General features: G+C 35.4%; 21 protein-coding genes and 2 rRNA genes. 9 read left to right on the forward strand and 14 right to left on the reverse strand.

The annotated features are described in order from the left end of the window. Positions 1 to 66 precede the first annotated feature (66 nt). On the forward strand, positions 67 to 933 hold the full coding sequence (locus tag V9G42_08465) for a T9SS type A sorting domain-containing protein (protein MEI2759446.1): 867 nt from the start codon (positions 67 to 69) through the stop codon (positions 931 to 933). Positions 934 to 968: 35 nt separating this feature from the next. Here the strand turns inward: V9G42_08465 and V9G42_08470 are convergent, their stop codons facing one another. Further along, positions 969 to 2,705 carry an agmatine deiminase family protein gene (locus V9G42_08470; GenBank protein ID MEI2759447.1) on the reverse strand — a complete coding sequence of 579 codons (1,737 nt, stop codon included), beginning with the start codon at positions 2,703 to 2,705 and terminating at the stop codon, positions 969 to 971. Between the two features lie 105 nt (positions 2,706 to 2,810). On the opposite strand from V9G42_08470, the gene V9G42_08475 reads away from it, so the two are divergent. The 7 genes from V9G42_08475 (at position 2,811) to V9G42_08505 (ending at position 9,986) form a co-directional block, all read left to right on the forward strand. Next, the gene (locus V9G42_08475; protein ID MEI2759448.1) at positions 2,811 to 3,662 is read left to right on the forward strand and encodes a neutral zinc metallopeptidase; all 852 of its coding nucleotides are present in this window, start codon (positions 2,811 to 2,813) and stop codon (positions 3,660 to 3,662) included. Positions 3,663 to 3,766: 104 nt separating this feature from the next. Beyond that, positions 3,767 to 4,615, forward strand: a complete 849-nt coding sequence (locus tag V9G42_08480) for a DUF2911 domain-containing protein (GenBank protein ID MEI2759449.1) — start codon at positions 3,767 to 3,769, stop codon at positions 4,613 to 4,615. A gap of 268 nt (positions 4,616 to 4,883) precedes the next feature. Then, entirely contained in the window at positions 4,884 to 5,180 is a 297-nt protein-coding gene (locus V9G42_08485) for a hypothetical protein (protein MEI2759450.1), read from the forward strand. Between the two features lie 58 nt (positions 5,181 to 5,238). After that, entirely contained in the window at positions 5,239 to 5,715 is a 477-nt protein-coding gene (locus tag V9G42_08490) for a DUF6799 domain-containing protein (protein ID MEI2759451.1), read from the forward strand. Between the two features lie 66 nt (positions 5,716 to 5,781). Next, positions 5,782 to 6,588, forward strand: coding sequence for a helical backbone metal receptor (locus tag V9G42_08495; GenBank protein MEI2759452.1), 807 nt, complete (start codon positions 5,782 to 5,784; stop codon positions 6,586 to 6,588). Between the two features lie 12 nt (positions 6,589 to 6,600). Beyond that, the gene (locus tag V9G42_08500; protein MEI2759453.1) at positions 6,601 to 8,889 is read left to right on the forward strand and encodes a patatin-like phospholipase family protein; all 2,289 of its coding nucleotides are present in this window, start codon (positions 6,601 to 6,603) and stop codon (positions 8,887 to 8,889) included. 26 nt (positions 8,890 to 8,915) lie between these two features. Next, the gene (locus V9G42_08505; protein MEI2759454.1) at positions 8,916 to 9,986 is read left to right on the forward strand and encodes a glycosyltransferase; all 1,071 of its coding nucleotides are present in this window, start codon (positions 8,916 to 8,918) and stop codon (positions 9,984 to 9,986) included. Here the strand turns inward: V9G42_08505 and V9G42_08510 are convergent. The 10 genes from V9G42_08510 to V9G42_08555 form a co-directional block, all read right to left on the reverse strand. Beyond that, entirely contained in the window at positions 9,983 to 10,237 is a 255-nt protein-coding gene (locus V9G42_08510; GenBank protein MEI2759455.1) for a hypothetical protein, read from the reverse strand. The two genes, V9G42_08505 and V9G42_08510, sit on opposite strands and share 4 nt — an antisense overlap. Before the next feature lie 8 nt (positions 10,238 to 10,245). Further along, on the reverse strand, positions 10,246 to 11,019 hold the full coding sequence (locus tag V9G42_08515; GenBank protein ID MEI2759456.1) for a C40 family peptidase: 774 nt from the start codon (positions 11,017 to 11,019) through the stop codon (positions 10,246 to 10,248). A gap of 19 nt (positions 11,020 to 11,038) precedes the next feature. Continuing rightward, on the reverse strand, positions 11,039 to 12,400 hold the full coding sequence (locus tag V9G42_08520) for a pyridoxal-phosphate dependent enzyme (protein MEI2759457.1): 1,362 nt from the start codon (positions 12,398 to 12,400) through the stop codon (positions 11,039 to 11,041). Between the two features lie 34 nt (positions 12,401 to 12,434). Further along, positions 12,435 to 12,983 (reverse strand): DUF6580 family putative transport protein, encoded by a 549-nt coding sequence (locus V9G42_08525; protein ID MEI2759458.1) that lies wholly within the window; start codon positions 12,981 to 12,983, stop codon positions 12,435 to 12,437. 116 nt (positions 12,984 to 13,099) lie between these two features. Next, a complete protein-coding gene (locus V9G42_08530) occupies positions 13,100 to 13,822 on the reverse strand; it encodes a shikimate dehydrogenase (protein ID MEI2759459.1) in 723 nt (240 codons plus the stop codon). Then, positions 13,819 to 14,463, reverse strand: a complete 645-nt coding sequence (locus V9G42_08535; protein MEI2759460.1) for a DedA family protein — start codon at positions 14,461 to 14,463, stop codon at positions 13,819 to 13,821. The genes V9G42_08530 and V9G42_08535 overlap by 4 nt, the downstream gene beginning before the upstream one ends. Positions 14,464 to 14,472: 9 nt before the next feature. Continuing rightward, positions 14,473 to 14,790, reverse strand: a complete 318-nt coding sequence (locus tag V9G42_08540; protein ID MEI2759461.1) for a rhodanese-like domain-containing protein — start codon at positions 14,788 to 14,790, stop codon at positions 14,473 to 14,475. A gap of 45 nt (positions 14,791 to 14,835) precedes the next feature. Next, entirely contained in the window at positions 14,836 to 16,551 is a 1,716-nt protein-coding gene (locus V9G42_08545; GenBank protein ID MEI2759462.1) for a sodium:solute symporter, read from the reverse strand. 103 nt (positions 16,552 to 16,654) lie between these two features. After that, the gene (locus tag V9G42_08550; protein MEI2759463.1) at positions 16,655 to 17,791 is read right to left on the reverse strand and encodes an FAD-dependent oxidoreductase; all 1,137 of its coding nucleotides are present in this window, start codon (positions 17,789 to 17,791) and stop codon (positions 16,655 to 16,657) included. Between the two features lie 26 nt (positions 17,792 to 17,817). Further along, the gene (locus V9G42_08555; protein ID MEI2759464.1) at positions 17,818 to 18,387 is read right to left on the reverse strand and encodes a hypothetical protein; all 570 of its coding nucleotides are present in this window, start codon (positions 18,385 to 18,387) and stop codon (positions 17,818 to 17,820) included. 56 nt (positions 18,388 to 18,443) lie between these two features. Between V9G42_08555 and V9G42_08560 the strand changes: the two genes are divergently transcribed. Further along, on the forward strand, positions 18,444 to 19,133 hold the full coding sequence (locus V9G42_08560; GenBank protein ID MEI2759465.1) for an SDR family oxidoreductase: 690 nt from the start codon (positions 18,444 to 18,446) through the stop codon (positions 19,131 to 19,133). 16 nt (positions 19,134 to 19,149) lie between these two features. Here V9G42_08560 and V9G42_08565 read toward each other — a convergent pair whose 3' ends face one another. From V9G42_08565 to V9G42_08575, 3 genes are all read right to left on the reverse strand, one after another. Next, complete coding sequence (locus V9G42_08565) at positions 19,150 to 20,931, reverse strand: putative porin (protein MEI2759466.1); 1,782 nt, start codon at positions 20,929 to 20,931, stop codon at positions 19,150 to 19,152. Positions 20,932 to 21,043: 112 nt separating this feature from the next. Continuing rightward, positions 21,044 to 21,155, reverse strand: a 5S ribosomal RNA gene (rrf, locus tag V9G42_08570). Between the two features lie 55 nt (positions 21,156 to 21,210). Further along, a 23S ribosomal RNA gene (locus V9G42_08575) occupies positions 21,211 to 24,089 on the reverse strand. Positions 24,090 to 24,158 lie beyond the last annotated feature (69 nt).

Raw genomic sequence — 24,158 nt, forward strand, 5'->3', positions numbered from 1 at the left:
TTTATAAATAAATTTTAGAACATTAATAATTAGCTGTATATTCGTAAAATATAAAAATGTTTTTTGATGAAAAAAATCTACTTAAAAGTTGTTTTGTTTCTGTCTGTTTCCTTATGCTCGTTGAGTATTCTAAATGCGCAGACACAAACTGTTGTTGTTGGTACATCAAGTCTTGTATCTGCCTTTAGTCCGATAGTCAAATCTTATGAGTGTGTAGGCTATGAAGCTATTTATCTTTCATCTGAAATAGGTTATTCCGGTGCAATTTCTTCTTTTGGGTTTAACCGTGTTGATGGGACAGATACACTGCCCTTTGATAGTGTGAGTATATTCATGAAACAAACCGCACTTGTTTCCATGACTTCAGGTACTATTGATACTGCAGGATATACGAGAGTTTATGATGGTGTTTTTCCGAACAATGGCGGTGCTGGATGGCGCGAAGTGACACTTAATACCCCTTTTGTCTATAGCAATACTTCCAACTTTAGTGTGCTGGTTTTTAAGCATACACAAACTGCAATTGCAGGCACACCGGTTTCGCCTCGTTGGTATTATACATCTGTTACTCCAAATAGAGCAAGAAGATATTATGGAACAAGTCCAATGGCATGGGGCCCAAACCTGAGTGCAACAAATGTTTTAAGCGATATAAGAATGACCATTGGCACAGTTGGTATTGTTGATATTTCAGCAGGTTTGTGTTCTGTTTATCCAAACCCATCAGATGGGCAGGTAAATATTGTTGTTCATAATGAAAGGGTAGCAGCAATGGTAGTATCTGATATGTATGGAAAAATTGTTACTGATGTTTCAGAGGTTAAAGAATTAACTTTGGATTTAAGAAACTTCAGCAATGGAATTTATACCATTCAGTTTTTTGATAATACCAGACAATTGATGACTACGAGGAAGATAGTACTTAAAAAATAGTTTAAGTAATCAATAAAATAATGTGTGTCAAAAAATTATTTTACCAAAATTTTTTGAATATTAATTGAGTTCTTGGTTTCTGATTTTAAGAAATATATTCCCGGCATAAATTTACTGACATCAAAAAATGCGAAGTTTTGACCATTTGATTTTGCAGTATTTTGTGATTCATAAACCAACTTTCCATTAACATCGCAGATTTTAATAGAAAGTATTGTTCCGATGCGACCAGAATAGGGGAGGCATGTAATTGCCGATGCAGGATTTGGAAAAATATTACTAATTGTGATTGGATTGTCTATAGCATCAATATTTGTTGTTTGTAATACATCAAAATAAAAATATCCCTGAGGTGCAGGCATTGGTCGTATCTGATGTTTGCATGTGCTGGAGTATGCTTCAATATAATAATAAACTCTACTTCCACCAGACTGAGCTGGTATGTAGGTTTCAAAGTAATCATTCATCCCTGCTATAGCAGTCATAGAAACAGAATTATAAGGCTGCAACGTGTCTGTTCTGTAATATAAAGTTGCAGATTGTATTCCACTACGATGTTTTATTAGTGCAACTACAGAATAAGGATTAATAGTGTCATAGGTGTTGGCTAATTGCTGATGCGAAATCAGAAGTGGATCGTTGGTGCCTAAATCTTTAGTGATACAATGCAATGCTCCTAATGCTCCAATACTTTGAAGTGAGTTTATGCCAATAACATTATAACCTGGTAATGCATCTTTGTAAATACGTAATGCAGCACTGTCTTGCGAAATATTGTAGGTAGGAACAATAATGGTGTTATTGATGAATGATGAATTCGTGTATGTATAATAATCTCCTGTTGTATTGGGATAAGCGCCATTATCAGCAGGCATCGGAATGCGAATTACTTTATATGGTGTACCAAATATTGAATTGAAATTATTAACAACATATAATAGGTTAGCTTCAATCTGTGGACCATCAGCAACACCTTGAGGATATTGCCCCATTAAAATAGTTTCTTCATTTAAAAGTTTCATGTGCATGTCAATATGATGGATACCATCGTAGGGTAACGTAGGCATTTTAATGTATCTTGAAATTCCCATAAATTGTTTCATGATGGTATCAATCTGGCTTTCTGTTAATGATGGATTCTCATTTAATATCAAATTACTCGAAAACCCTGTTCCGAATCCATCACACATAAAGTTTCCACCGGTGTGAACCAAACTGTATGGCGGCATAGTAGTTTCATATAAGGGAGTGTTTAAAATTCCTGCAATTGCTACAGGAACATTATCATCATCAGGGCGAGGGCGATTGTAAATCCAGTCTATAGTTACTAATGTATCAACATCATTAGTATAAGCACTCCATGGACCGTAATCACGGGACCATACCGAATTAAAAGGCGTATTCACAAAGCTCACATTTACGGTATCTACATTGCCGCTGTTTAAATAGTTGATTACACTTTGTTGATTATTGGTTACAATATAAACACGACATTCTGCTTTAGCGGCACGAACAATTTCACGCAAAATAGAAGGGTAACTTGTCCAACCAATTAATATACCTTGTAATTCTTCCCATTCAGCCATAGTGCGAACTGGTGATGATGGTGGAACTGCAGCCTGATTGTTTTTTAATTGATTAGAAAAATGTTGAAGATATGACGGCATCTGCAACACTTCTTTTTTAGTCATATAGTTTGGAAGATTTTCCTGAGCAGAAACTGTGCTGAATAGAAAAATAAATGCTATAATTAATTTACAATTATTTTGCATGATGAGGTCGCTTTGAAACTTCAAATATAATCACTTTCAATTTATTAAGGTCACCGAACTGTATTTGCCAAATAATTGCTTTATTTGCTATGTAAAACAGAAATTATGAAATGGATGGGTAGGCGCGAAAGCGACAATGTTGAAGATCGTAGAAAGTTTTCAGGAGGTAAAATAGCTTTAGGGGGTGGACTGGTTGGAATAATTATAATAGTCATCAACTTATTAATGGGTGGCGATCCAAATCAGTTGTTGCAACAAATACAGCAACAGGCAGCAACTCAAACAACATCTCAGGAACCATCAGCTGCCGATGATGAAATGGCAAGCTTTATAAAAGTAGCATTAGCAGATAACGAAGATATCTGGAAGAAAATTTTTCAGGAAAATAAACTTGAATATAGAGAACCTAAATTGGTGCTTTTCAGAGATGTCACACAGTCTGGTTGTGGCAATGCAAGTTCTGCGGTTGGGCCGTTCTATTGTCCTGCTGATGAAAAAGTTTATATTGATTTATCTTTTTTTGATGAGTTGAAGAGTAGGTTTGGTGCTCAGGGTGGCGATTTTGCCATCGCTTATGTTTTGGCTCACGAAGTAGGTCATCATGTTCAACATTTATTAGGCACATCAGATAAAGTGCATGAAATGCAAAACCAATTATCAGAAACAGAAGCAAATAAGTTGTCTGTTGCTTTAGAATTGCAAGCTGATTTTTATGCTGGTGTTTGGGCAAATCAAAATCAAAAATTAAACAATGTTTTAGAAGATGGTGATATTGAAGAAGCATTAAGCGCAGCAAGTGCTGTAGGTGATGACAAGATTCAGAAAAAGTCACAAGGATATGTCGTGCCGGATGCTTTTACACACGGCACTTCAGAACAGAGAATGTTTTGGTTTAAAAAAGGCTTTCAGACAGGAAAATTACAGGAGGGTAATACCTTTAAGGAACTTAATATTTAATTTATTCAATTTCAGATGCAAACTTTTTAAACCCGGTAAAAACTAAATGTTATTTGTCGGGTTGTTATGTTTATATATAAAATTCAAAATCAAATTTAATTATTATGCAAAAATTCACATCATCGTTAATGGCACTTATCATTGCCACAACAACAACTTCAATGGCGCAGCTAAAAACGCCACAACCAAGTCCGACTCAAAGTCTGACACAGGCATTTGGTCTTGGTGAAATAAAAGTCGAATACAGCCGGCCATCAGTCAAAGGAAGAACCGTTTTTGGCGATCTTGTTCCTTATGGGAAAATCTGGAGAACAGGGGCCAACCAATCAACCAAAGTAACATTTGGTGCTGATACCAAAATAAATGGTAATGATATTGCTCCCGGTACTTATGCGCTTTATACAATACCAAATACAACTGATTGGGAAATTATTTTTTATAAAGACTTAACTCTCGGAGGCAATGTAGGTGACTATAAGAAAGAAGACGAAATGATGCGTTTTAAAGTGAAGCCAATGGCCACAGCCGATAAGATGGAAACTTTCACTATCAATATTAATAACATTACACCAACTTCATGCAGTATTGATTTGCTGTGGGACAAAACAAAGGTGAGTATTCCGGTAACTACCAATATTGACGAAAATGTTATGAAGCAAATAGATAAGGCTATGGGTGACAACAAGCCCTATTTTCAGGCAGCAAACTATTATTATGAAAATGATAAAGACTTGAATAAGGCACAGGAGTGGATAAACAAAGCTGTGGAAAACAACCCTAAGGCATATTGGGTTTTACACACAAAAGCAAAAATTGAATATAAATTGAAAAATTACCCTGAAGCAACCAAGGCAGCAGAACAAAGTCTGGCTTTAGCTAAAGAAAGCAGCGATAACAGCTACATTAAAATGAATGAAAAATTGATTGCCGATGTTAAGAAAATGGGTAAATAAAAAGTTATTAACAATCTGATCCTCAAAACGCTATTCTCCTACATTTGTGGAGGGTTTATTGTTTTTAGGTTAGAGGGGAACAACATAATAGTTGTTTCCCTTTTTTATTAATCCTAAGTATAAAGATGAATTCCAATAAGAGATGATTTCTGTTCTCATGAATTAATGGTTTATCAACATAAGATTACAATAAAAATAAAATATGCATGTCAAATCATCGTTTTGATTACTAATTTTGGAAAAAAATAATATAATACAATAAAATAAAATGAAAAAGTTAGTTAAACGCTTGTCTGCTCTTAGTGCAATGCTTATTATCTCAACTGTAGCATTTTCACAGTCAACTACAACACCTGAAACAGAACAAACAACCCCACCGCCTACAGAATCAACTGAAAGCACAGAAGACTCCACAGCAGCTTCGGAGGCTTTACCCGATTCAACGGCAGTTGCACCAGAAGGTGATGCCGCTGCCGGTGCTGCCAATGAAAAACCTGCCACCAGACACAAGTTATATTCAGGTAAGCAACGTGGCAATAATGTAATTTATGATCCTAAAAAATAAAGAGTTGTTAAAGTCCTTTCTTTATTGTATTTTTACTTAATTAAAAATATATCAATCAATGAAAAAATTATTATTAAGTTCAACAGTTTGTTTGGCAGTAATTCTCTGCACAATGGTGTCATTCGGTCAACAGACTGAAAAAAAATCAACAGAATCAGGATTCTTTATTCGAAATGGCCTTGTCTATTATATCAAAGGCAACACAGTTAATTTTCTGGAAAGCGATCAAGAACTTGATAATGGTGCATCCATTAATCAAAGAGGAATGATAAAATATCCCGATGGAAAAACAGCACAGCTGCAACAGGGAGAAATTTTTACATTCAACAACGTTCTTGTTCCCAAGGCAGTTGAAGAACATCTTGAATTAAAAGATGGAAAGCTTCAAATTGTAACTAATGGTATTTTTACGCCTGTCCAGAAGGCTATGAAACTGGAAACTGGTGTAACAATTGATGAAGAAGGACATACATCATCAGGAATAACACTTATGCCAAAGCAAAAAATGAACATGATGGGAGAATTAATGAAGTAGTATTGGTTCAAAAAATATGTCAAAGCCGGGTAATACCGGCTTTTTTTATGCTTAATTTTACCTGACATGTTTAAGTATATTGATCAAACAGGATTTGAAATAAAATTGGAAGCACCTCCTCAAAGAATAGTTTCCCTGGTTCCATCACAAACAGAATTGCTGGCAGATTTAGGATTGCAAGATAGAATAGTTGGTATTACAAAATATTGCATTTATCCACCCGAACTTTTTTTATCTGTACCGCGAGTAGGAGGAACAAAATCAATAAATCATGAATTAGTCAACCAATTGAATCCTGATCTTATTATAGCAAATAAAGAAGAAAACAATCGCGATGCTATTGAGCGCCTCAGAGAGAAATTTCCGGTTTGGTTAAGTGATGTGAGTAATCTGCACGAAGCATTGGATATGATTTATAACATAGGTGTGATGACTAACTGTCAAGAGCGTGCTTCTGAAATAAATAATCAGATTGCTGAAAAATTTAAAGCAATTACAGAAAAGAATAAGAAGCATGTTGCCAGACGCGCATTATATTTTATTTGGAGAAACCCTTATATGTGTGCCGGTGGCGATACGTTTATTAATGACATGATGAATAAAGCCGGATTTGATAACCTGATGTACTATCATAAACGATATCCGGAACTGTCGGAGAAAAAAATTGCAGAATTGAATCCGGAAGTAATACTTCTTTCATCGGAGCCTTATCCTTTTAAAGCAAGACACATTCAGGAATTCAAAAATATTTGCCCTAAAGCTGAAATTTTATTGGTTGACGGAGAGTTTTTTGCATGGTATGGCAGTCGAATGGTTAAAGCTGCTGATTACTTTCATCAGTTGTGCGATAACAATTCTAATGTATCAGAATAATACCTTTGCACAATGATGCAGAAGTGGATAAAATTGTTATCTATAATTAGTTTGTTGAATGTAAATTTTTTGTTTGCACAAAAAGTTGGCTTGGTATTAAGCGGAGGTGGTGCAAGAGGGTTTGCGCATATTGGTGTGATAAAAGCACTTGAGGAGAATGGAATCCCTATAGATTTTATTACCGGAACATCTGCGGGTGCACTGGTTGGTGGCATGTATGTTTCTGGTACCAGTCCACAACAAATGGAGAATATCGTTTTAAGTGACGATTTTAAAAATTGGGCAACAGGTACTTTAAGTGATGAACTTATATATTATTTCAAGGAACGCGAAAGGGATGCATCATGGGCAACTGTTAAACTTAGCTATGATTCGACTTTAAGAATGAATCTTAATGGGTCGTTGGTCAATAGTGGCCAAATAGACTTTGCTCTGCTCGAAAATCATTCAGCCGCAAGTGCCGGTGCCGATTACGATTTTAATAATCTATTTGTTCCTTTTCGTTGTGTTGCCTCAGACATCAAAAATAAACGCCCTGTAATTTTTAATTGTGGCGATCTTAGTCAGGCAATAAGAGCCTCTATTGCCTATCCGCTTTATCTCTCACCAATGACAGCCGATAATCAGCTTTACTACGATGGGGGTATTTATAATAATTTCCCATCAGATGTTATGCTCAATGAGTTTGAGCCAGATATTATGATTGGTGTCTCAGTAGGTGGTGGTCCCGATATTCCGAAAGAGGACAATATGTTTTCACAGCTCAGAACAATGATAATTCAGTCGCAGCATGTTGTGTTGCCGGGAACTGATGATATATTAATTCAACCTGATGTTACCAATTTTGGAGTGTTTGACTTTTATAATTTTCAATCATTAATTGATAGCGGTTATCAGGCTACGATGGCACGGATGGATGATATTAAACTTGCTATTGCCAGAAGAATTTCACCCGAAGTTTTAAATCAAAAACGAGATAGCTTTATAAGTAAACTACATCCCTTAATTGTTGGTGATATTGTAGTTACAGGCGTAAATTCACAAAAAGCAAAATATATTAAATCAATTTTAAATCCACGGGGAAGTAATATGTTACTGCGTCAACTCAAACCCCGTTATTTTAGACTTTTGGCTGATGAGAATATCAGATATGCTTTTCCTAAATTGGTTTATGATCCTAAAACAGAAGTTTACAATCTTGAAGTATATATTAAACCGGAAACAGATTTGCGTGTTGACATAGGAGGAAATTTTTCTTCCCGACCAATTAGTGAAGGATTTATTGGATTTCGGTATAATATTCTTGGTCCATATAGTTTAAGTATTCATGCCAACACCTATTTCGGCAAGCTTTATAATTCCGGCCAGTTAAAGTTAAGACTTGATATACCCGGGAGACCTGATTTTTTTATCGAGCCGTTTACAACAATCAATAGGATGGATTATTTTAAGAGTAGTAATTTTTTCAAAGATGATATCAAGCCTGCATATTTGTTAGTAACAGATCAATCCTATGGTTTGAATTTAGGTATGCCTGCACGGAATAAAGGAGTGCTGACAGTCGGTGGAAATTTCTTTAATATTAAAGACAGGTATTACCAAACCAGAAATTTTTCTGTCAATGATACGGCAGACTTTACCCGGTTCGAAGGATTGAGTTGTGTTGTTGGCTTTGAGAGGAATACTTTAAATCGGAAGATGTACGCATCAAAAGGCTCTTTTTTATCTATTCGCACACGTTTTGTCTCCGGCAATGAAGTTACCAATCCCGGAACTTTACATAGCAATGCTCCAACCATTAAAGAGTGGCATCAATGGTGGCAGGTTAAAATGATTTACGATAATTATTTTTTCAGAGCAGGAAAGTATAAACTCGGTTTTTATGCCGAAACAAATTTTTCCGGTCAACCATTTTTTAATAACTATACTGCAACTATCTTGCAAATGCCCGGATTTTATCCCACTCAGGAAAGTAAAACTTTGTTTCTTGACAATTTTCATGCACCAAATTATTTCGGTTGTGGTGTTCGTAATATATTTAGTTTACGCTCGAATATTGATTTTCGGTTAGAGGGTTATGCATTTCAACCACTTCAGGTAGTTACAAAGAATGATAATGAAAAAGCAGTTTTTGGCGATGCCTTCTCTGCACGTTATTTTATTGCCTCATTTTCTGGAATATTCCATAGTCCAGTAGGTCCAGTAGCAATGACTCTAAATTATTACGACAGAAAAACAAAGTCATTTACTGTGCTTTTCCACATTGGCTATATTTTGTTTAATAAGCATGCATTGGATTAGTTAGTTGATTTTTTCTGAAACAAAAGATGAGCAAAACGGTCATTGTAGCTCCCTTAAACTGGGGACTGGGTCACGCAACAAGAAGTATAACTGTTATTAATAGTCTTATAGCTGCCGGTTGCAAAGTAATTATTGCTTCTGATGGAAATAGCTTAAATGTATTAAAGAAACAGTTCCCTTTTTTGCATTCAGAAGTTTTGCCTTCCTATAGTCCAGTTTATCCAACAACTGGAAATATGGCTTGGGCAATGCTCAAACAAGCACCCAAAATGCTTCTCAATATTAGAAATGAACAGTCGGTAATAAGGAAGATTGCTTTAAAATATAAGTCGGAGATTATTATTTCTGATAATAGGTATGGATGTTTCACAGATTTCACAAAGAACATTTTTTTATCACATCAACTGATGATACAGGCATCCGAATCATTACAGTTTTTGCAACCTTCAATCAACAGACTCCATGCAAAATATATAAATCGTTTTCACGAATGTTGGATTCCTGATGTTGGACAAGGATTTAAGTTGTCAGGAGTTTTATCCGTAAATAAATATATTAAAATCCCTCAATTTAATTGTGGATTGCTCTCCACTTTTCAATTTTCTAATATTTCAAATGATAGTAAATTTGATTTAGTTGCAATCCTGTCAGGACCGGAACCACAGCGAACAATATTTGAAGGTATGATTATTGAACAATTGACAAAAATCCGTTGTCGTTCTTTATTAATTCGCGGAAAAATTTCTGACCCTAATGAAATACCGGATAGGGGAATGGTGCAGTTTAAAAACTATGTAACAGCAGAAGAAATTGTTAAATACTTAAGCACAACAACATTAGTGATTGCAAGGTCTGGTTATTCTACAATAATGGATCTGGCACAATTAGGAGTAAAAGCGTTATTGATACCGACTCCTGGCCAGACAGAGCAAGAATATCTTGCTTCATATCTTGATGATAACAAAATTTTCATGATGCAAACTCAAAATAATCTTGACATTCAAAAAGCAATTGAGATGAAGTTGAATTTCTCAGCTTTAAAAACTGAAAATAATATTTTATTACAGCAAAACTTGAATCGGATATTACAAACCTAACTTAAAGCAAGTTCATATTGTATTCCTGTAATAGCATTGAGTTCACTGATGCAAAACAACGCATCTTCAATTTGTATTTCACTTTTTTTGATAACAGCTTCATAATATCCTTCTGTTGACAGCCATAAGCCTTCGGGTAAATCAACCAGTTCGTGAGTATAAAGGATCATCACCAATTCACCCTCATCATCATAAAGCTCGTTTACCGAGGCAGGAAATTCCTCTGAGGCTTTTAACTGCGGATTATTCATGGATTATATTAAAATATTCTTTTTATCAACCTGAGTTTATGGGTATATCGTTTGGTTTCCTGATTGTAAATACCAACTTGATCAAATGCATCAATACGAACTTTTCCTGATGCATGTATAATGGTATCACGAGAAGTTAATATGCCAACGTGAATAATATGACCTTCTTCATTATCAAAAAAGGCTAAATCGCCTGGCATGGCCTCATCAACTAGGTTTACAATACTTCCCTGTTCAGCTTGTAAAGAAGCATCGCGTAGAAGTGAATATCCTGACAGTTTATATACCAACTGCGTAAATCCGGAACAATCTACGCCAAATGGTGATCTTCCTCCCCATAAGTAAGGTGCATTGAGATACATGTATGCGTTTTCAATTAGTAATGCTGAAGAAGCTGCTTTTTGAGGAAACTTTGCATTACCATCAAACCTATATGTTTTTGTATTAATTCTGCAATGCTGGTTTTCAAAAAAGGGCAAGGCACTGCCTAAAATTACAGTCTGAATTTTATTATCGTGTAATAATAGTTGCACCAAATCAAAGCAAACAAATGCTCCGGTTTTTTGCAGAAATTGAAAATCGTTATAGCTGATTTCTGTATGTTGAGCTAAAGAAATGAAACCTTCATAACCATCATGAGAAGTTCTAATCTTAAACCACTCTTTTTGCGATTCTACAATTTCGTAATGCTCTCCAAAAAGTATTTGTGAAACCAACTCACTTCTGTGCGAAGGCTCCTTCCTCATAGGAACAAGACTCATTTCACAAATGCCGAATGACATATTCTGTTAAATATTGAATTTAGGCCAATGCATCAACTACATCTTGCCTGGTTACAATGTAGTTTCTGTCAGCTTTAAAATCTTTTACAATAACTGCCTGATTGTTTTTGCTAAGCAGGTCACTTAACGTGTCAATTGAAGTACTGATATCAATAAATGGCATAGCTTCTTGCATAATATCACTCACCGGCTTATTCTTTAGCTCAGGATTTTTTAATAAAGACGAATAAATATGATTCTCGGTAATATTTCCAACAATTCTTCCTTCACGCGTAACTGGAAGTTGTGAGAAATTGTTTGTGTTGATGATTTTTAATGTGTCACCAATTGGCAATGATGCCTCAACGGTAGTTAAGTTAACGTCTTTTTTTGATCCGATAATATCTGATGCCGTCATACCTTTCTTATCGAAATAACCTTTAGAGCGCATCCAATCATCATTAAATATTTTTGCTATGTATCTTGATCCATGATCATGAAAAATAATTACAACTACATCTGTCGGTTTCAATTGATCTTTCAACTGAAGCAATCCTGCAACAGCCGAACCCGCACTGTTGCCCACCCAAATTCCTTCTTTGCGAACCAAATCACGAGTCATCAAAGCAGCATCTTTATCGGTAACTTTTTCAAAATGATCTATTACCGTAAAGTCATAATTCTGTGGAATAAAATCTTCTCCAATTCCTTCTGTAACATAAGGGTAAATTTCATTCTTATCTAAAATGCCTGTTTCATGATATTTTTTAAGTGCGGAGCCATAAGTGTCAATTGCCCACACTTTAATTTTTGGATTTTTTTCTTTCAAGTAACGACCGGTACCTGTTATTGTGCCACCTGTTCCGGCACCAACTACCAGGTGTGTGATTTTACCTTCCGTTTGCTCCCAAATCTCCGGACCGGTTTGCTCATAATGTGCTTGTCGGTTACTCAAATTATCATACTGATTTGGATAAAACGCATTTGGAATTTCTTTACTTAATCTGGCAGCAACAGAGTAGTAGGACCGGGGATCTTCTGGTTCAACATTGGTTGGACAAACAATCACTTCTGCACCAAAAGCACGCAACGCATCTACTTTTTCTTTACTTTGTTTATCAGTTGTTGTAAATATACATTTGTATCCCTTAACGATTGCGGCAATAGCTAACCCCATTCCGGTGTTACCGCTTGTGCCTTCAATAATTGTTCCTTCGGGCTTTAACTTTCCACTCTTTTCTGCATCTTCTATCATCTTCAGTGCCATCCTGTCTTTAATAGAATTGCCAGGATTCACAGTTTCAATTTTAGCTAATACTGTGGCTTGAACATCTTTAGTAACTGAATTCAATTTAACCAATGGCGTGTTACCAATGGTTTCAAGTATATTGTTGAAATACATTAAATATTATTTGAATTGATTAAATAACTTTCTTTCAAACTTCTTTTACGAGTAAAGGCATTCTCCATTTCGCAATCGCAAATACACCAAAAAGTAGTGCATTGAAAAATAAATCACCCATAATAGTACCTCCAAAAAATGGGACTGCACTAACATAGCAACTCATTAATCCTGCACCGTTAAGTGGATACATTAATCCTGTTGTCCATACCCCAAAGTTGGTCAACACAAAGAATAGTATTGATCCCATTAACGAAGCTGCAATTACATTCTGTACTTTTAGTTTATTTCCTAGTAGAAAACCTAATGGTGTGATTAAAATAAAACTTAAGTAAACCCAAAACCATCCTTCATAAAATGCGCTGCCCGGCTTGATTAGTTGCAATAAAAGATCTGAAATTAATAATGCTGCCAAAGGAAGGCCAAACGCTATCTTCTTATCTTTGAGAAAAGTGCCACCAAAAAGTGCCATAGCTCCAATTGGCGTGAAATTATATGGATGAGGTAACAAGCGTGAAATGGCAACTACCAGAATTGTTATTGTTATAAATTTTGTTTTGTTGTCTTTTAAAATATTATTCATAATTAACTGATATTTTAAAGGCAAAGATAGGCTTATGATAGTTAAGATTCAAAAGTTTATTCTATGCTTTTTTAACGTAGTTTAAAGGTGCAAAACAGGCTATTAGGTATTGATATCTAAGTATTCCAGATTACCCAGGAGGCCTCGGCTTGCTCAGTAAGCATTTCATACCCATTGCAAACCATGCACCCTTTTTTTATGCCCTCAGCCATAAATGCAGTAATTTTAGGATTATAATTTAAGTCAAAAAGAATGTGCTTGTCAGTTAACTTGAAATAATTCAGGGGAGGTGATAGGTGTATATCGGGAAACCTTCCAATTGGTGTACAATTTATAATCAATAAATTTTGACTTATTCTGTCATTGGCTTGATTATAAGAAATGGCATCCTCATTAGCATTTCTTGAAACATATTGAAATGAAATGTTTTTTTGCTTGAGAACAAATGCTACTGCCTTTGCAGAACCACCGGTCCCTAATATCAAGGTTGGAGGTATTTGATCTCCAATGAGTCGTTCAAGACTTTTTTGAAAACCTATAATATCAGTATTATAACCAATTAATTTTTTATCTTTTATCAGTATTGTATTGACAGAACCAACAGTTTGTGCAGTTAGTTCTACTTGGTCGAGGTGGGGTATGATGCTTGTTTTGTATGGGGAAGTAACATTTAGTCCTGTTAGTTGATAATTGAAGATTAATTTCTTTAATTGGCTAAGATCATCTAATTCGTAATTATTGTAACTGCAGTTTACATTTAATTTCTTAAATTTATCAGTAAAAAATTGTTGTGAAAAGGAATGGCCTAATGGGAACCCAATTAATCCCAAATTTTTCATTTAGAAGAAAATTTCTGTTTAAGAATACCAACTAAAATGGGTACTAACGAAATTCCAATGATAGCTATTACAACTAAGGAGAAGTTGTTTTTAACAACATCTAATCTGCCAAAAAAATAACCGGCCCAAACGCAAATGTTAATCCATAAAACACTTGCTAAAATACTGAATCCGATAAAACGCTTATAGGTCATGCTACCTACACCGGCAACAAATGGAGCAAAGGTTCGCACAATTGGAACAAAACGTGCAAATATAACGGCCTTACCGCCATGTTTTTCATAAAACTCTTGAGTCCTATTCAGGTAATCTTTTTTCAGAAAACGATAATTTTTTTCAAAAACTTTCGGGCCAATATAATTACCGATAAAATAATTTGTGTTGTCTCCACCAAAAGCAGCAAAAAAGAAGATGATCATCAGATAAAAAACATTTAGTGGATTATCAGGAGGGGCAGCTAATGCTCCAGCAGCAAACAATAAGGAGTCACCGGGTAAAAGTGGAGTCACAACCAAGCCTGTTTCAGCAAAAACAATTAGAAATAGTATAAGATAAATCCATGTATCATACCGTTGTACCAGTTCGAACAAGTGTTTATCTATATGTAATATAAAATCAATTAAAAATTTTATGTGTTCCACAGGCTTAGTTTAAATGACGTTAAGTGTTGAATCAATTTCTTGCGAGTATGCTTTTATACCACCTTTTAAGTTAAATATATTGGTAAAGCCATATTGTGTGTTAAGTACTTGATAAATTGCAGCACTTCTTGACCCCGACCTGCAATGTAAAACAACAGGTTTGTCTTTTGCAATTTCATCAATTCTGTCAATGATTTCTCCCATTGGAATAAGTGTTCCGTTAAGATTACAAGCATCATATTCATATTCTTCACGAATATCTATAAGTTGAAAGTTTTTACCTTCATCTTGCCATTGCTTTAATTCATGAACAGTTATTTCTTGCATGATTTTAATCCGAGAATATTTGTTCGCCAAAGATACGAATTGACTTCACTTAGATATCGGTTTGTTGAATATTCTATTCAGATTTTGAGTAATGAATTGTATGGACAAAGCAATAAAAACCACCAAAAGGCATCCTGCTAAATTTAACCATAAAAATGCCATAACATCAAAATACCAGAATGCAATTACAATGGCTTCAGTAATTAAAGCTGAAATAAAAACTGAGTTTCCATTAAGATGTTTTACAAAAATTGCAGAGATGAAAATACCTAATATAGTGCCGTAGAATAGTGACCCAAGTATGTTTACTGCTTCAATCAGATTTCCTGTATTGCCTGCAAAAAAAGCACAGAGTATGCAAAAAACACCCCATAGTAGTGTTGCAATTTTAGAATAGTAAAGCTTCTTGCTTTCAATAATTTCTTTTTTTGACGACCGGAAATAGAAATCTACAACAGATGTTGAAGTAAGTGAATTAATACCTGCTGCTAATGATCCCATTGATGCTAAAAAAATAATAGCTATAATCAATCCTATAAAACCTTTTGGGAAATGATGCATTACAAAATGTAGAAAAACAAAATTGGTGTCATTTATATCGGCCCCGGGATTGACAGTCTTAATTATTTTAACAGCCTCCTGTCTTACTTCATTCGCTTCATTCGAAGTTTGAAGGATCTTGGTTTTGGTGATTTCAGCTTTGGTAAGATCATTAATTCGTAAATATTTTATATATTCTCTTGATAAGTGTGAATTACTTAGGTTTATATCGTTGAACTTATGCTCTAGAATTTTGTAGTTATCTGCCAAAGGGCTTTCCTTGGCAATCTTTTCTATGTTTTCATTAAAGAAAATAGGAGGAGGTTGAAATTGATAAAATGAAAACACAATAATGCCAATAAATAAAATCACGAATTGCATGGGGATTTTAACCATCCCATTTACTATTAAACCTAATTTACTTGCTGATGAATCCTTGCCTGTTAAATACCGACCAACTTGTGATTGATCTGTACCAAAATAGGATAGTTGTAGAAAAAACCCGCCTATGATACCACTCCAAACATTGTATCGGTTGTTCCAGTCAAATTTAAAATCTATAATATTCATTCTGTTGTGAATACCTGCAATCTTTAAACTTTCGTACAAACTAGCGTCTGTTCCTATTAAAGAAAGAACTATAACCCCTGCGATTATAATACTCGAAAAAATAATTGTCATCTGTAATACCTGAGAATGTGAGACAGCAAGAGTCCCTCCGTAGAAAGTGTAAATTATTACAAGAACCCCAATTATCATTGTTGTATAAAAAATTGGAATATTCAGCACCGTAGATAATACAATTGAAGGTGCATAAATGGAAATGCCAGTTGAAATCCCGCGCTGCAATAAAAAAAGTAGTGCTGTTAATTTCCTTGTCTTATGGTCAAAACGTCTCTCTAAAAATTCGTATGCAGTATAAATATTGAACTTTCTGAATGCAGGAATAAATGTCGCACTCAAAAAAATCATTGCAAGAGGAAGCCCAAAATAAAACTGAACAAAACGCATCCCATCACTATATGCTTGACCTGGTGCACTTAAAAATGTAATAGCACTGGCTTGAGTTGCCATTACACTTAAACATACATTATACCATGGCAATTCCCTATTAGCAATTAAATAACTGTCTAATGTTTTCTTATGACGACTTTTGTAAATGCCATAGAGAACAATTGCCAGAAGAGTTATTGCCAAAACCAGCCAATCAATTGTGCTCATGAAAATGTCTTAGTAATTATGTAATATAAAGCAATCTGAATGATTAATAAGATTACAACAATAAAATAAAGACACTTCCAAGGAATTTCTTTCTTCATAACTGTCAGTAATTTTGATTCACTAATTCTGCAACTTCCATTCCTACTAAATATCCTAATGCCACACCCATTCCGCCTAATCTCACGGCACAATATATATTAGGCCTTATTTCTTGAATTATCGGGGACTTACTTTCTCCCAAACCCATTATTCCACTCCAACGTTGTTCAATTTTATATTCAATACCCGATAAAATTATTTCGTTTAATAGATTTTCTATAGACGCTTGAATGGGTTGTGTCAAACCAAATTTTGTGGTAGTTTCACCTTGAATATCTAAATTTCTTCCCCCGCCTATTAGCACTCTGTTATTTACATTTCTGAAATAGTAAAAACCACCCTGATAATGAAAACTACCATGTAATTTTAGATGTTTTATTTCGCCTGTAATTAACACTTGTGCCCGTCCTGGTGAAATTGATAATTCGGACAAAAATTCTTTTGCAAAACCATTAGTGCAAATAACAACTTTTCCGGCATTTATCTGAAACCCTTCCGATGTCATTAATGTTACACCATTGCTTTCATTATGAATCTGTTTAATTTCAAGTCCATTCAAAATCTTTACTCCCAAGCATCTTACTTTTTCAGATAAAACATACATCATCTTGCCGGTATCTAATTGCCCTTCAAATTTATTCTGAATTAAGTTTTCTACTTTATTTAAACCAAATTGCTCAATACGCTCATTACTTAAAATATAGGTATTGTCTTTGGTTATAAATTTAAGCTGTGTATTTAAGTATTCTAATTTAGATTCGCATTCCCGGAACGATTTGCCATCTGTCTCCGTGAAGATTTCAAATCCAGAGTTTTGTTGAAAATCAATATTCTCATCACCTAATAGCTCTCTTAATCCTAGTAATCCCTTATAGCGTTTTTCAACACGTTGAAAAACGTTTTCTTCAGACTCTTTTTCTAAGTCATTTAAAATTTCGGAAGCACTACCAATGCATGCAAATCCGGCATTTCTTGTGCTGGCACCATAAGGTAAGAATCCACGTTCAATGATTATGACATTTAATCTTGGATTATTTTTCTTAATAAAATATGCTGAATGCAAACCAACAATTCCGCTACCAAGAACTACCACATCAACATTGTCAAACCATTGCGACTTTTCCCAAAAGCTTAATTGCATATTTAGACGAAGAATTAAGTTGATTTTTAAATACCTAAATTAAATCCAATTCTAATAATAGGATTTGTGTAAGGAGATTCGGCAGAGTCATTTAAATTAAAAAGAAGTAGAAGATATAAGCCGGCATTGTTGCTAAAACGTTGAATATATCCTCCTCCTACAAATGGTGAAATAATATTTTTCCTATAATAATCATTGATATTTACATCATAAAGCTCCATGTTCAATAATTCTACTTCTGCATGAGCAAACAAATTGTTTGTGAATAGGTAACGTCCGAATACTCGACTTCCATAAATACTTGTACTATAAGTATTGTAACTGTCCTTATATTTGTAATAAATATAGGTTATTCCAACACCTGCAGATACGGTTTCAGTTAATTTATAACCTACCAAAGGAGAAATATCAATATAGGTTTGAGTTCCAAATTGTAGTCCGAGATTACCACCAAAATAAATTCTGTCCTTAAATGGTATTTTATCTGACTTTAATTTTGATTTATTTTCTTTGATTGGCGCAATTGTATCATTTTGTGCTAATAATGTTATCGGAAAACAAAACAGTAAAAAGTATAATATTGATTTTTTTATCATTTTTATTCTCAATTTTGTTTGTAAAAGTAATTTAATTCTCAAACATCGCACATAATATGAATATCGTAGTCACAGGTGCTTCATCAGGAATAGGTTTTGAATTGGTGAAATCATTTGCTTTACAAAATCACAATGTACTTGCTGTTTCAAGAAGTAAGAAGAAGTTATTGGAGCTAAAGCAGTTTTCAGAAAGAATTCAAGTTTTAGCAATTGATATTAACAAAGTCAATAAGAATGTCATATCAACGTCATTAAGCGAAATGAAAGTGAAGCATATTGATGTATTAATTAATAATGCAGGAGTACTTGTGAATAAACCTTTTACTGAATTAACCGAGTCTGATTGGCTTAATACTTATAATACTAATGTTTTTGGCGTAGCCAATATGATCAAATGTTGTATTCCGTACTTAATGAAATCTAAGATTAAGCATATTGTAAATATCAGCAGTATGGGTGGAGTAGGAGGGAGTATTAAATTTCCTGGACTTACAGCATACAGTTCATCAAAAGGCGCTGTGACAATTTTAACTGAATGTCTTGCAGAAGAATTTAAGAATTATGCAATAAAAGTAAATGCATTGGCATTGGGAGCCGTGCAAACGCCCATGTTGAAAAAAGCATTTCCCGAATTAACAACAACGCAAACGCCAGAAAGTATAGTTCCATTTATATCCTGGTTTGCTTTAGATGCATATAAGTGGTGCAACGGAAAAATTATTCAAGTTTCTGATTCAACACCGTAGTGTACTTATACCTTGTTTAATTTTCCAGCGACCAAATTATTTTTAGGAAAATACTTCTTCCAGGAGAAGGGTAACCTGTCGTTAAAAAATAATTCCGCCCTGATAGACCGTTATTTATATGACTACATCCTAATTCAATAAGTGCATTCGGCAATTTTATATCAAACGATAAATCTAAAAATGGATAGTTGCCGGACTTTCTATAACCATCCTTCAAATAGAAACTTCCGAATGCAGGTTCGTAAGAATAACTGTGAAATGAACTAAAATAATTAAGGCTTAATTGTGGACTTACTGCAATTTTATTATTCTTAAAATGTTGAGTAAATTTAACACTGCTACCTAAAATTATTTTTGGGAGACGATAAATATCTGTATGTGTAATTGATGAATAGATGAAGTAATTGGTAATATGAAATTTCTTCAGTTTATTATTTGTATAAAGTGCCAATCTATTAATATTGATTGCTGAATTATATTGTCTTGGATTTGCTGAATAATCAAAATAAATATAATTCTTAAGATTTATAATGGAATACTTTATAACTAAAATTGAATCCAAAATTGAAGCATTTAAATCAAATGATTTATTGTTGATTAAACTGAACCGATTTTGCCATATAAAATTGTTTGAATAAAATCTATTTTCAATATATGAAGGCAATTGTTTTTTGGACTCAATTTTCCCGTCTATTCTCCATTTTGACATAGGGGAATAATAAAGAAATATAGAATGGTTAAAATGATTGTAAGTATCTGGATTTCTCAGAAAAGTAAAATCTCCAATATAAAATAATCCAAATTTACTCCGATATTGTAATCCACTTCCCCAAAAGATATTTGAAATATAGTATGTTGAATCAATGTCATTTTGAGACACTTTGCTTAGAATTCCGTTGTAGCCTAAAAAGCCGAGAAAATTACTTTTAGTATCTGAATAATTGTTTTTTAGTTCTAATTTTGATGTAAAACTAATTGGCTTATAAACCAATTTATCATGAGTTGAAGTTGTATCAAAAAAATGGTTTTGATAAAAGTTTTCTTTTTTGTCTGATTCAAACCAATATTTTGATTCAGTATATATAATTGAATTGCACCATTTCAAACTCCAGTCCGGAGATTTTTTAATAGAATCTAATTTATTTTGTAAAACGATGTCGAATAAACGAATATTTAAATCTGCGCCAATCTCAGACAATTTTTTGATCGAACTTGAGGTTAGCAGATTAGTTGTATAAAACTTTGAATTTTGTTCTTTAAATAAGAATAATGAATCTGAACTCAGTCCACCACTTTCATTTGCTTTGATTTTATTATTTAATACATGAAAAGAATAATTAATTCTGTCCATAGAATCCAAACTCATAATGCCAATTTCAACAAAAGTCTTTTTATACGCAGTTCTTGAATAGTAACCATCTGCTTTTAGTGTATTGAAATTTACATACCCGACAATTGAAGATGACACTTTTTGCTTATGATGAACAAAAAGGGAGTTAAATTTTTTAGAGGCAGTTTCAAATTCCAAACTGCTAATAGCTTTATTTGTTTTTTTTAACTTAGAATCTTTGCCAGTCAATAATTTTTGATTGAAAAATTTGGAGTTTATTGATTCTTGATTTAATTCAATAAAACCAATATATGAATAATTATACTTTTCTAAAGATTTTTCAAAAATACTATCGCTAGGATTTAGAGTAAAAGCACAATTTTGATTGCTGTAATTATTTTGTCCAAACAGATTGCTGAAAAATAGTAGTGAAACAACACAAAAACTTAGAGAAAACGTAATTTTCATCAGATCCTAAATGTAATTTTAATTTATCAGGATAAAATAAAGCAATAAAATTGGTTTTCATAGATGAGTAGGGATAAAAAAAAGGCTACCAAATATTTGGTAGCCTTAATATTTACGGCAACGACATACTATCCCACATGTTACTGCAGTACCATCTGCGCTAAGGGGCTTAACTTCTCTGTTCGGTATGGGAAGAGGTGGACACCCTTGCAATAGTCACCATAATTTCTTAAATAAATTATTGACAATACTAGGCAAAAAATAATAAAATAAAATTTTTGATTAAAGTTTCGGGTAATTAGTATTGCTCAGCTTTGACATTGCTGTCTTTACACTTGCAACCTATCAACGTTATAGTCTTTAACGACCCTTATAAAGAAGTCTTATCTTGAGGCAAGTTTCGCGCTTAGATGCTTTCAGCGCTTATCTTAACCGAACGTAGCTACCCTGCGGTGCAGCTGGCGCTACAACAGGTACACTAGAGGTTCGTCCGACTCGGTCCTCTCGTACTAGAGTCAGGCCCTCTCAAACTTCAAACGCCCACAACAGATAGGGACCGAACTGTCTCACGACGTTCTGAACCCAGCTCGCGTGCCACTTTAATGAGCGAACAGCTCAACCCTTGGGACCTTCTCCAGCCCCAGGACGTGACGAGCCGACATCGAGGTGCCAAACCTCCCCGTCGATGTGAGCTCTTGGGGGAGATCAGCCTGTTATCCCCGGCGTACCTTTTATCCTTTGAGCGATGGCCCTTCCATTCGGAACCACCGGATCACTATATCCATCTTTCGATTCTGCTCGACTTGTTAGTCTCACAGTTAAGCACCCTTATGCTATTGCACTCTACGTACGGTTACCAAGCGTACTGAGGGTACCTTTGAAAGCCTCCGTTACATTTTGGGAGGCGACCACCCCAGTCAAACTACCCACCATGCACTGTTTCCCGATAATCGGGATTAGAATTCAAATAATTGAAGGGTGGTATTTCAAGGTTGACTCCATAATAGCTAGCGCTACCACTTCAAAGTCTCCCACCTATCCTACACATCAATTACCCAAACTCAATGCAAAGTTATAGTGAAGGTGCACGGGGTCTTTCCGTCCCGTTGCGGGTAATCGGCATCTTCACCGATACTACAATTTCACCGAGCTCATGGCTGAGACAGTGCCCAGATCGTTACACCATTCGTGCAGGTCGGAACTTACCCGACAAGGAATTTCGCTACCTTAGGACCGTTATAGTTACGGCCGCCGTTTACTGGGGCTTCGATTCAATGCTTTGAATTGCTTCTAACATCTCCTCTTAACCTTCCAGCACCGGGCAGGTGTCAGGCCTTATACGTAATCTTTCGATTTAGCAAAGCCATGTGTTTTTGTTAAACAGTCGCCTGGGCCATTTCACTGCGGCCCTGCATAAGCAGGGCACCCTTTATCCCGAAGTTACAGGGTTAATTTGCCGAGTTCCTTAGCCATGATTCACTCGAGCACCTTAGGATTCTCTCCTCGACTACCTGTGTCGGATTACGGTACGGGTAGCAAATGTATAAGTTTAGGAATGTTTCTCGGAAGCATGATTAGGATCATTATCCACTTGTCCGAAGACTTGTGGTACTATCACTTTCGACAGATTGTATGGATTTGCCTATACAATCTATATCTACGAGCTTTAACGTACATATCCGTCAGTACGCAGATCTTTCACTTCTTCGTAGTTCCATCACTACATTTGCTAGTACTGGAATATTAACCAGTTATCCATCGGCTTTTCCATTCGGATTATCCTTAGGACCCGACTAACCCTGATCTGATTAGCATTGATCAGGAAACCTTAGTCTTACGGTGTGCAGGTTTTTCACCTGCATTATCGTTACTTATGCCTACATTTGCTTTTCCAAGAACTCCAATCCGGCTTACGCCAAATCTTCTGTGTTGTTGGAATGCTCCCCTACCGTCCATATGGACCCATAGCTTCGGTAATATACTTAATGCCCGTTTATTATCCACGCCCGATCGCTCGACTAGTGAGCTGTTACGCACTCTTTAAATGAATTGCTGCTTCCAAGCAAACATCCTAGCTGTCAAAGCAATCGGACCACGTTTTATCAACTTAGTATATATTTAGGGACCTTAGCTGATGGTCTGGGTTGTTTCCCTCTCGGCCCCGGACCTTAGCACCCGGAGCCTCACTCCCGATTATATGTCAATAGCATTCGGAGTTTATCTGGGTTTGGTAGGCGGTGAAGCCCCCTAGCCCAATTAGTAGCTCTACCTCTATGACAATTGAATCGAGGCTGTTCCTAAAAACATTTCGGGGAGTACGAGCTATTTCCCAGTTTGATTAGCCTTTCACCCCTACCCTCAGTTCATCCGAAAACTTTTCAACGTTTACCAGTTCGGACCTCCATCTCGTGTTACCGAGACTTCATCCTGACCAAGGGTAGATCACAAGGTTTCGCGTCTACCCCCTCTGACTATTCGCCCTATTCAGACTTGCTTTCGCTTCGGCTTCCCCCGTTAACGGGGTTAACCTTGCCAGAGAGGAGTAACTCGTAGGCTCATTATGCAAAAGGCACGCTGTCATCCCGATAAATCGGGACTCCAACCGCTTGTAAGCACATGGTTTCAGGTTCTATTTCACTCCGCTGTTCGCGGTTCTTTTCACCTTTCCTTCACAGTACTTGTTCACTATCGGTCTCTCAATTGTATTTAGCCTTACCGGATGGTGCCGGTGGATTCCCGCAGGGCGTCTCCGACCCCGCGGTACTCAGGATACTGCTAGGTATCTAATTGGATTCATGTACAGGATTATCACCTTCTATGATGCTGCTTTCCAGACAGCTTCCATTTCCAATTAAAAGTCCACGTTGCAGTCCTACAACCCCAAGAATGCCTTAACATTATTGGTTTGGGCTGTTCCCCGTTCGCTCGCCACTACTTGGGGAATCACTGTTGTTTTCTTTTCCTCCAGGTACTTAGATGTTTCAGTTCTCTGGGTTATCTTCATTATGATTTAGTATCTTCAATACTAAAGGTTTCCCTATTCGGAGATCTCCGGATCAAAGGTTATTTCCACCTACCCGAAGCTTATCGCAGGTAATCACGTCCTTCATCGACATTGAGAGCCAAGGCATTCACCATGTGCTCTTAGTAACTTTTTTACTCTATTTTATTTTATTATTTTTTTGCCAGTAAGTCAAAGAACATTTCCCATAAAAGGGGAGTGTAAA

The organism is Bacteroidia bacterium, assembly GCA_037045145.1.
Classification (GTDB): domain Bacteria; phylum Bacteroidota; class Bacteroidia; order AKYH767-A; family OLB10; genus OLB10.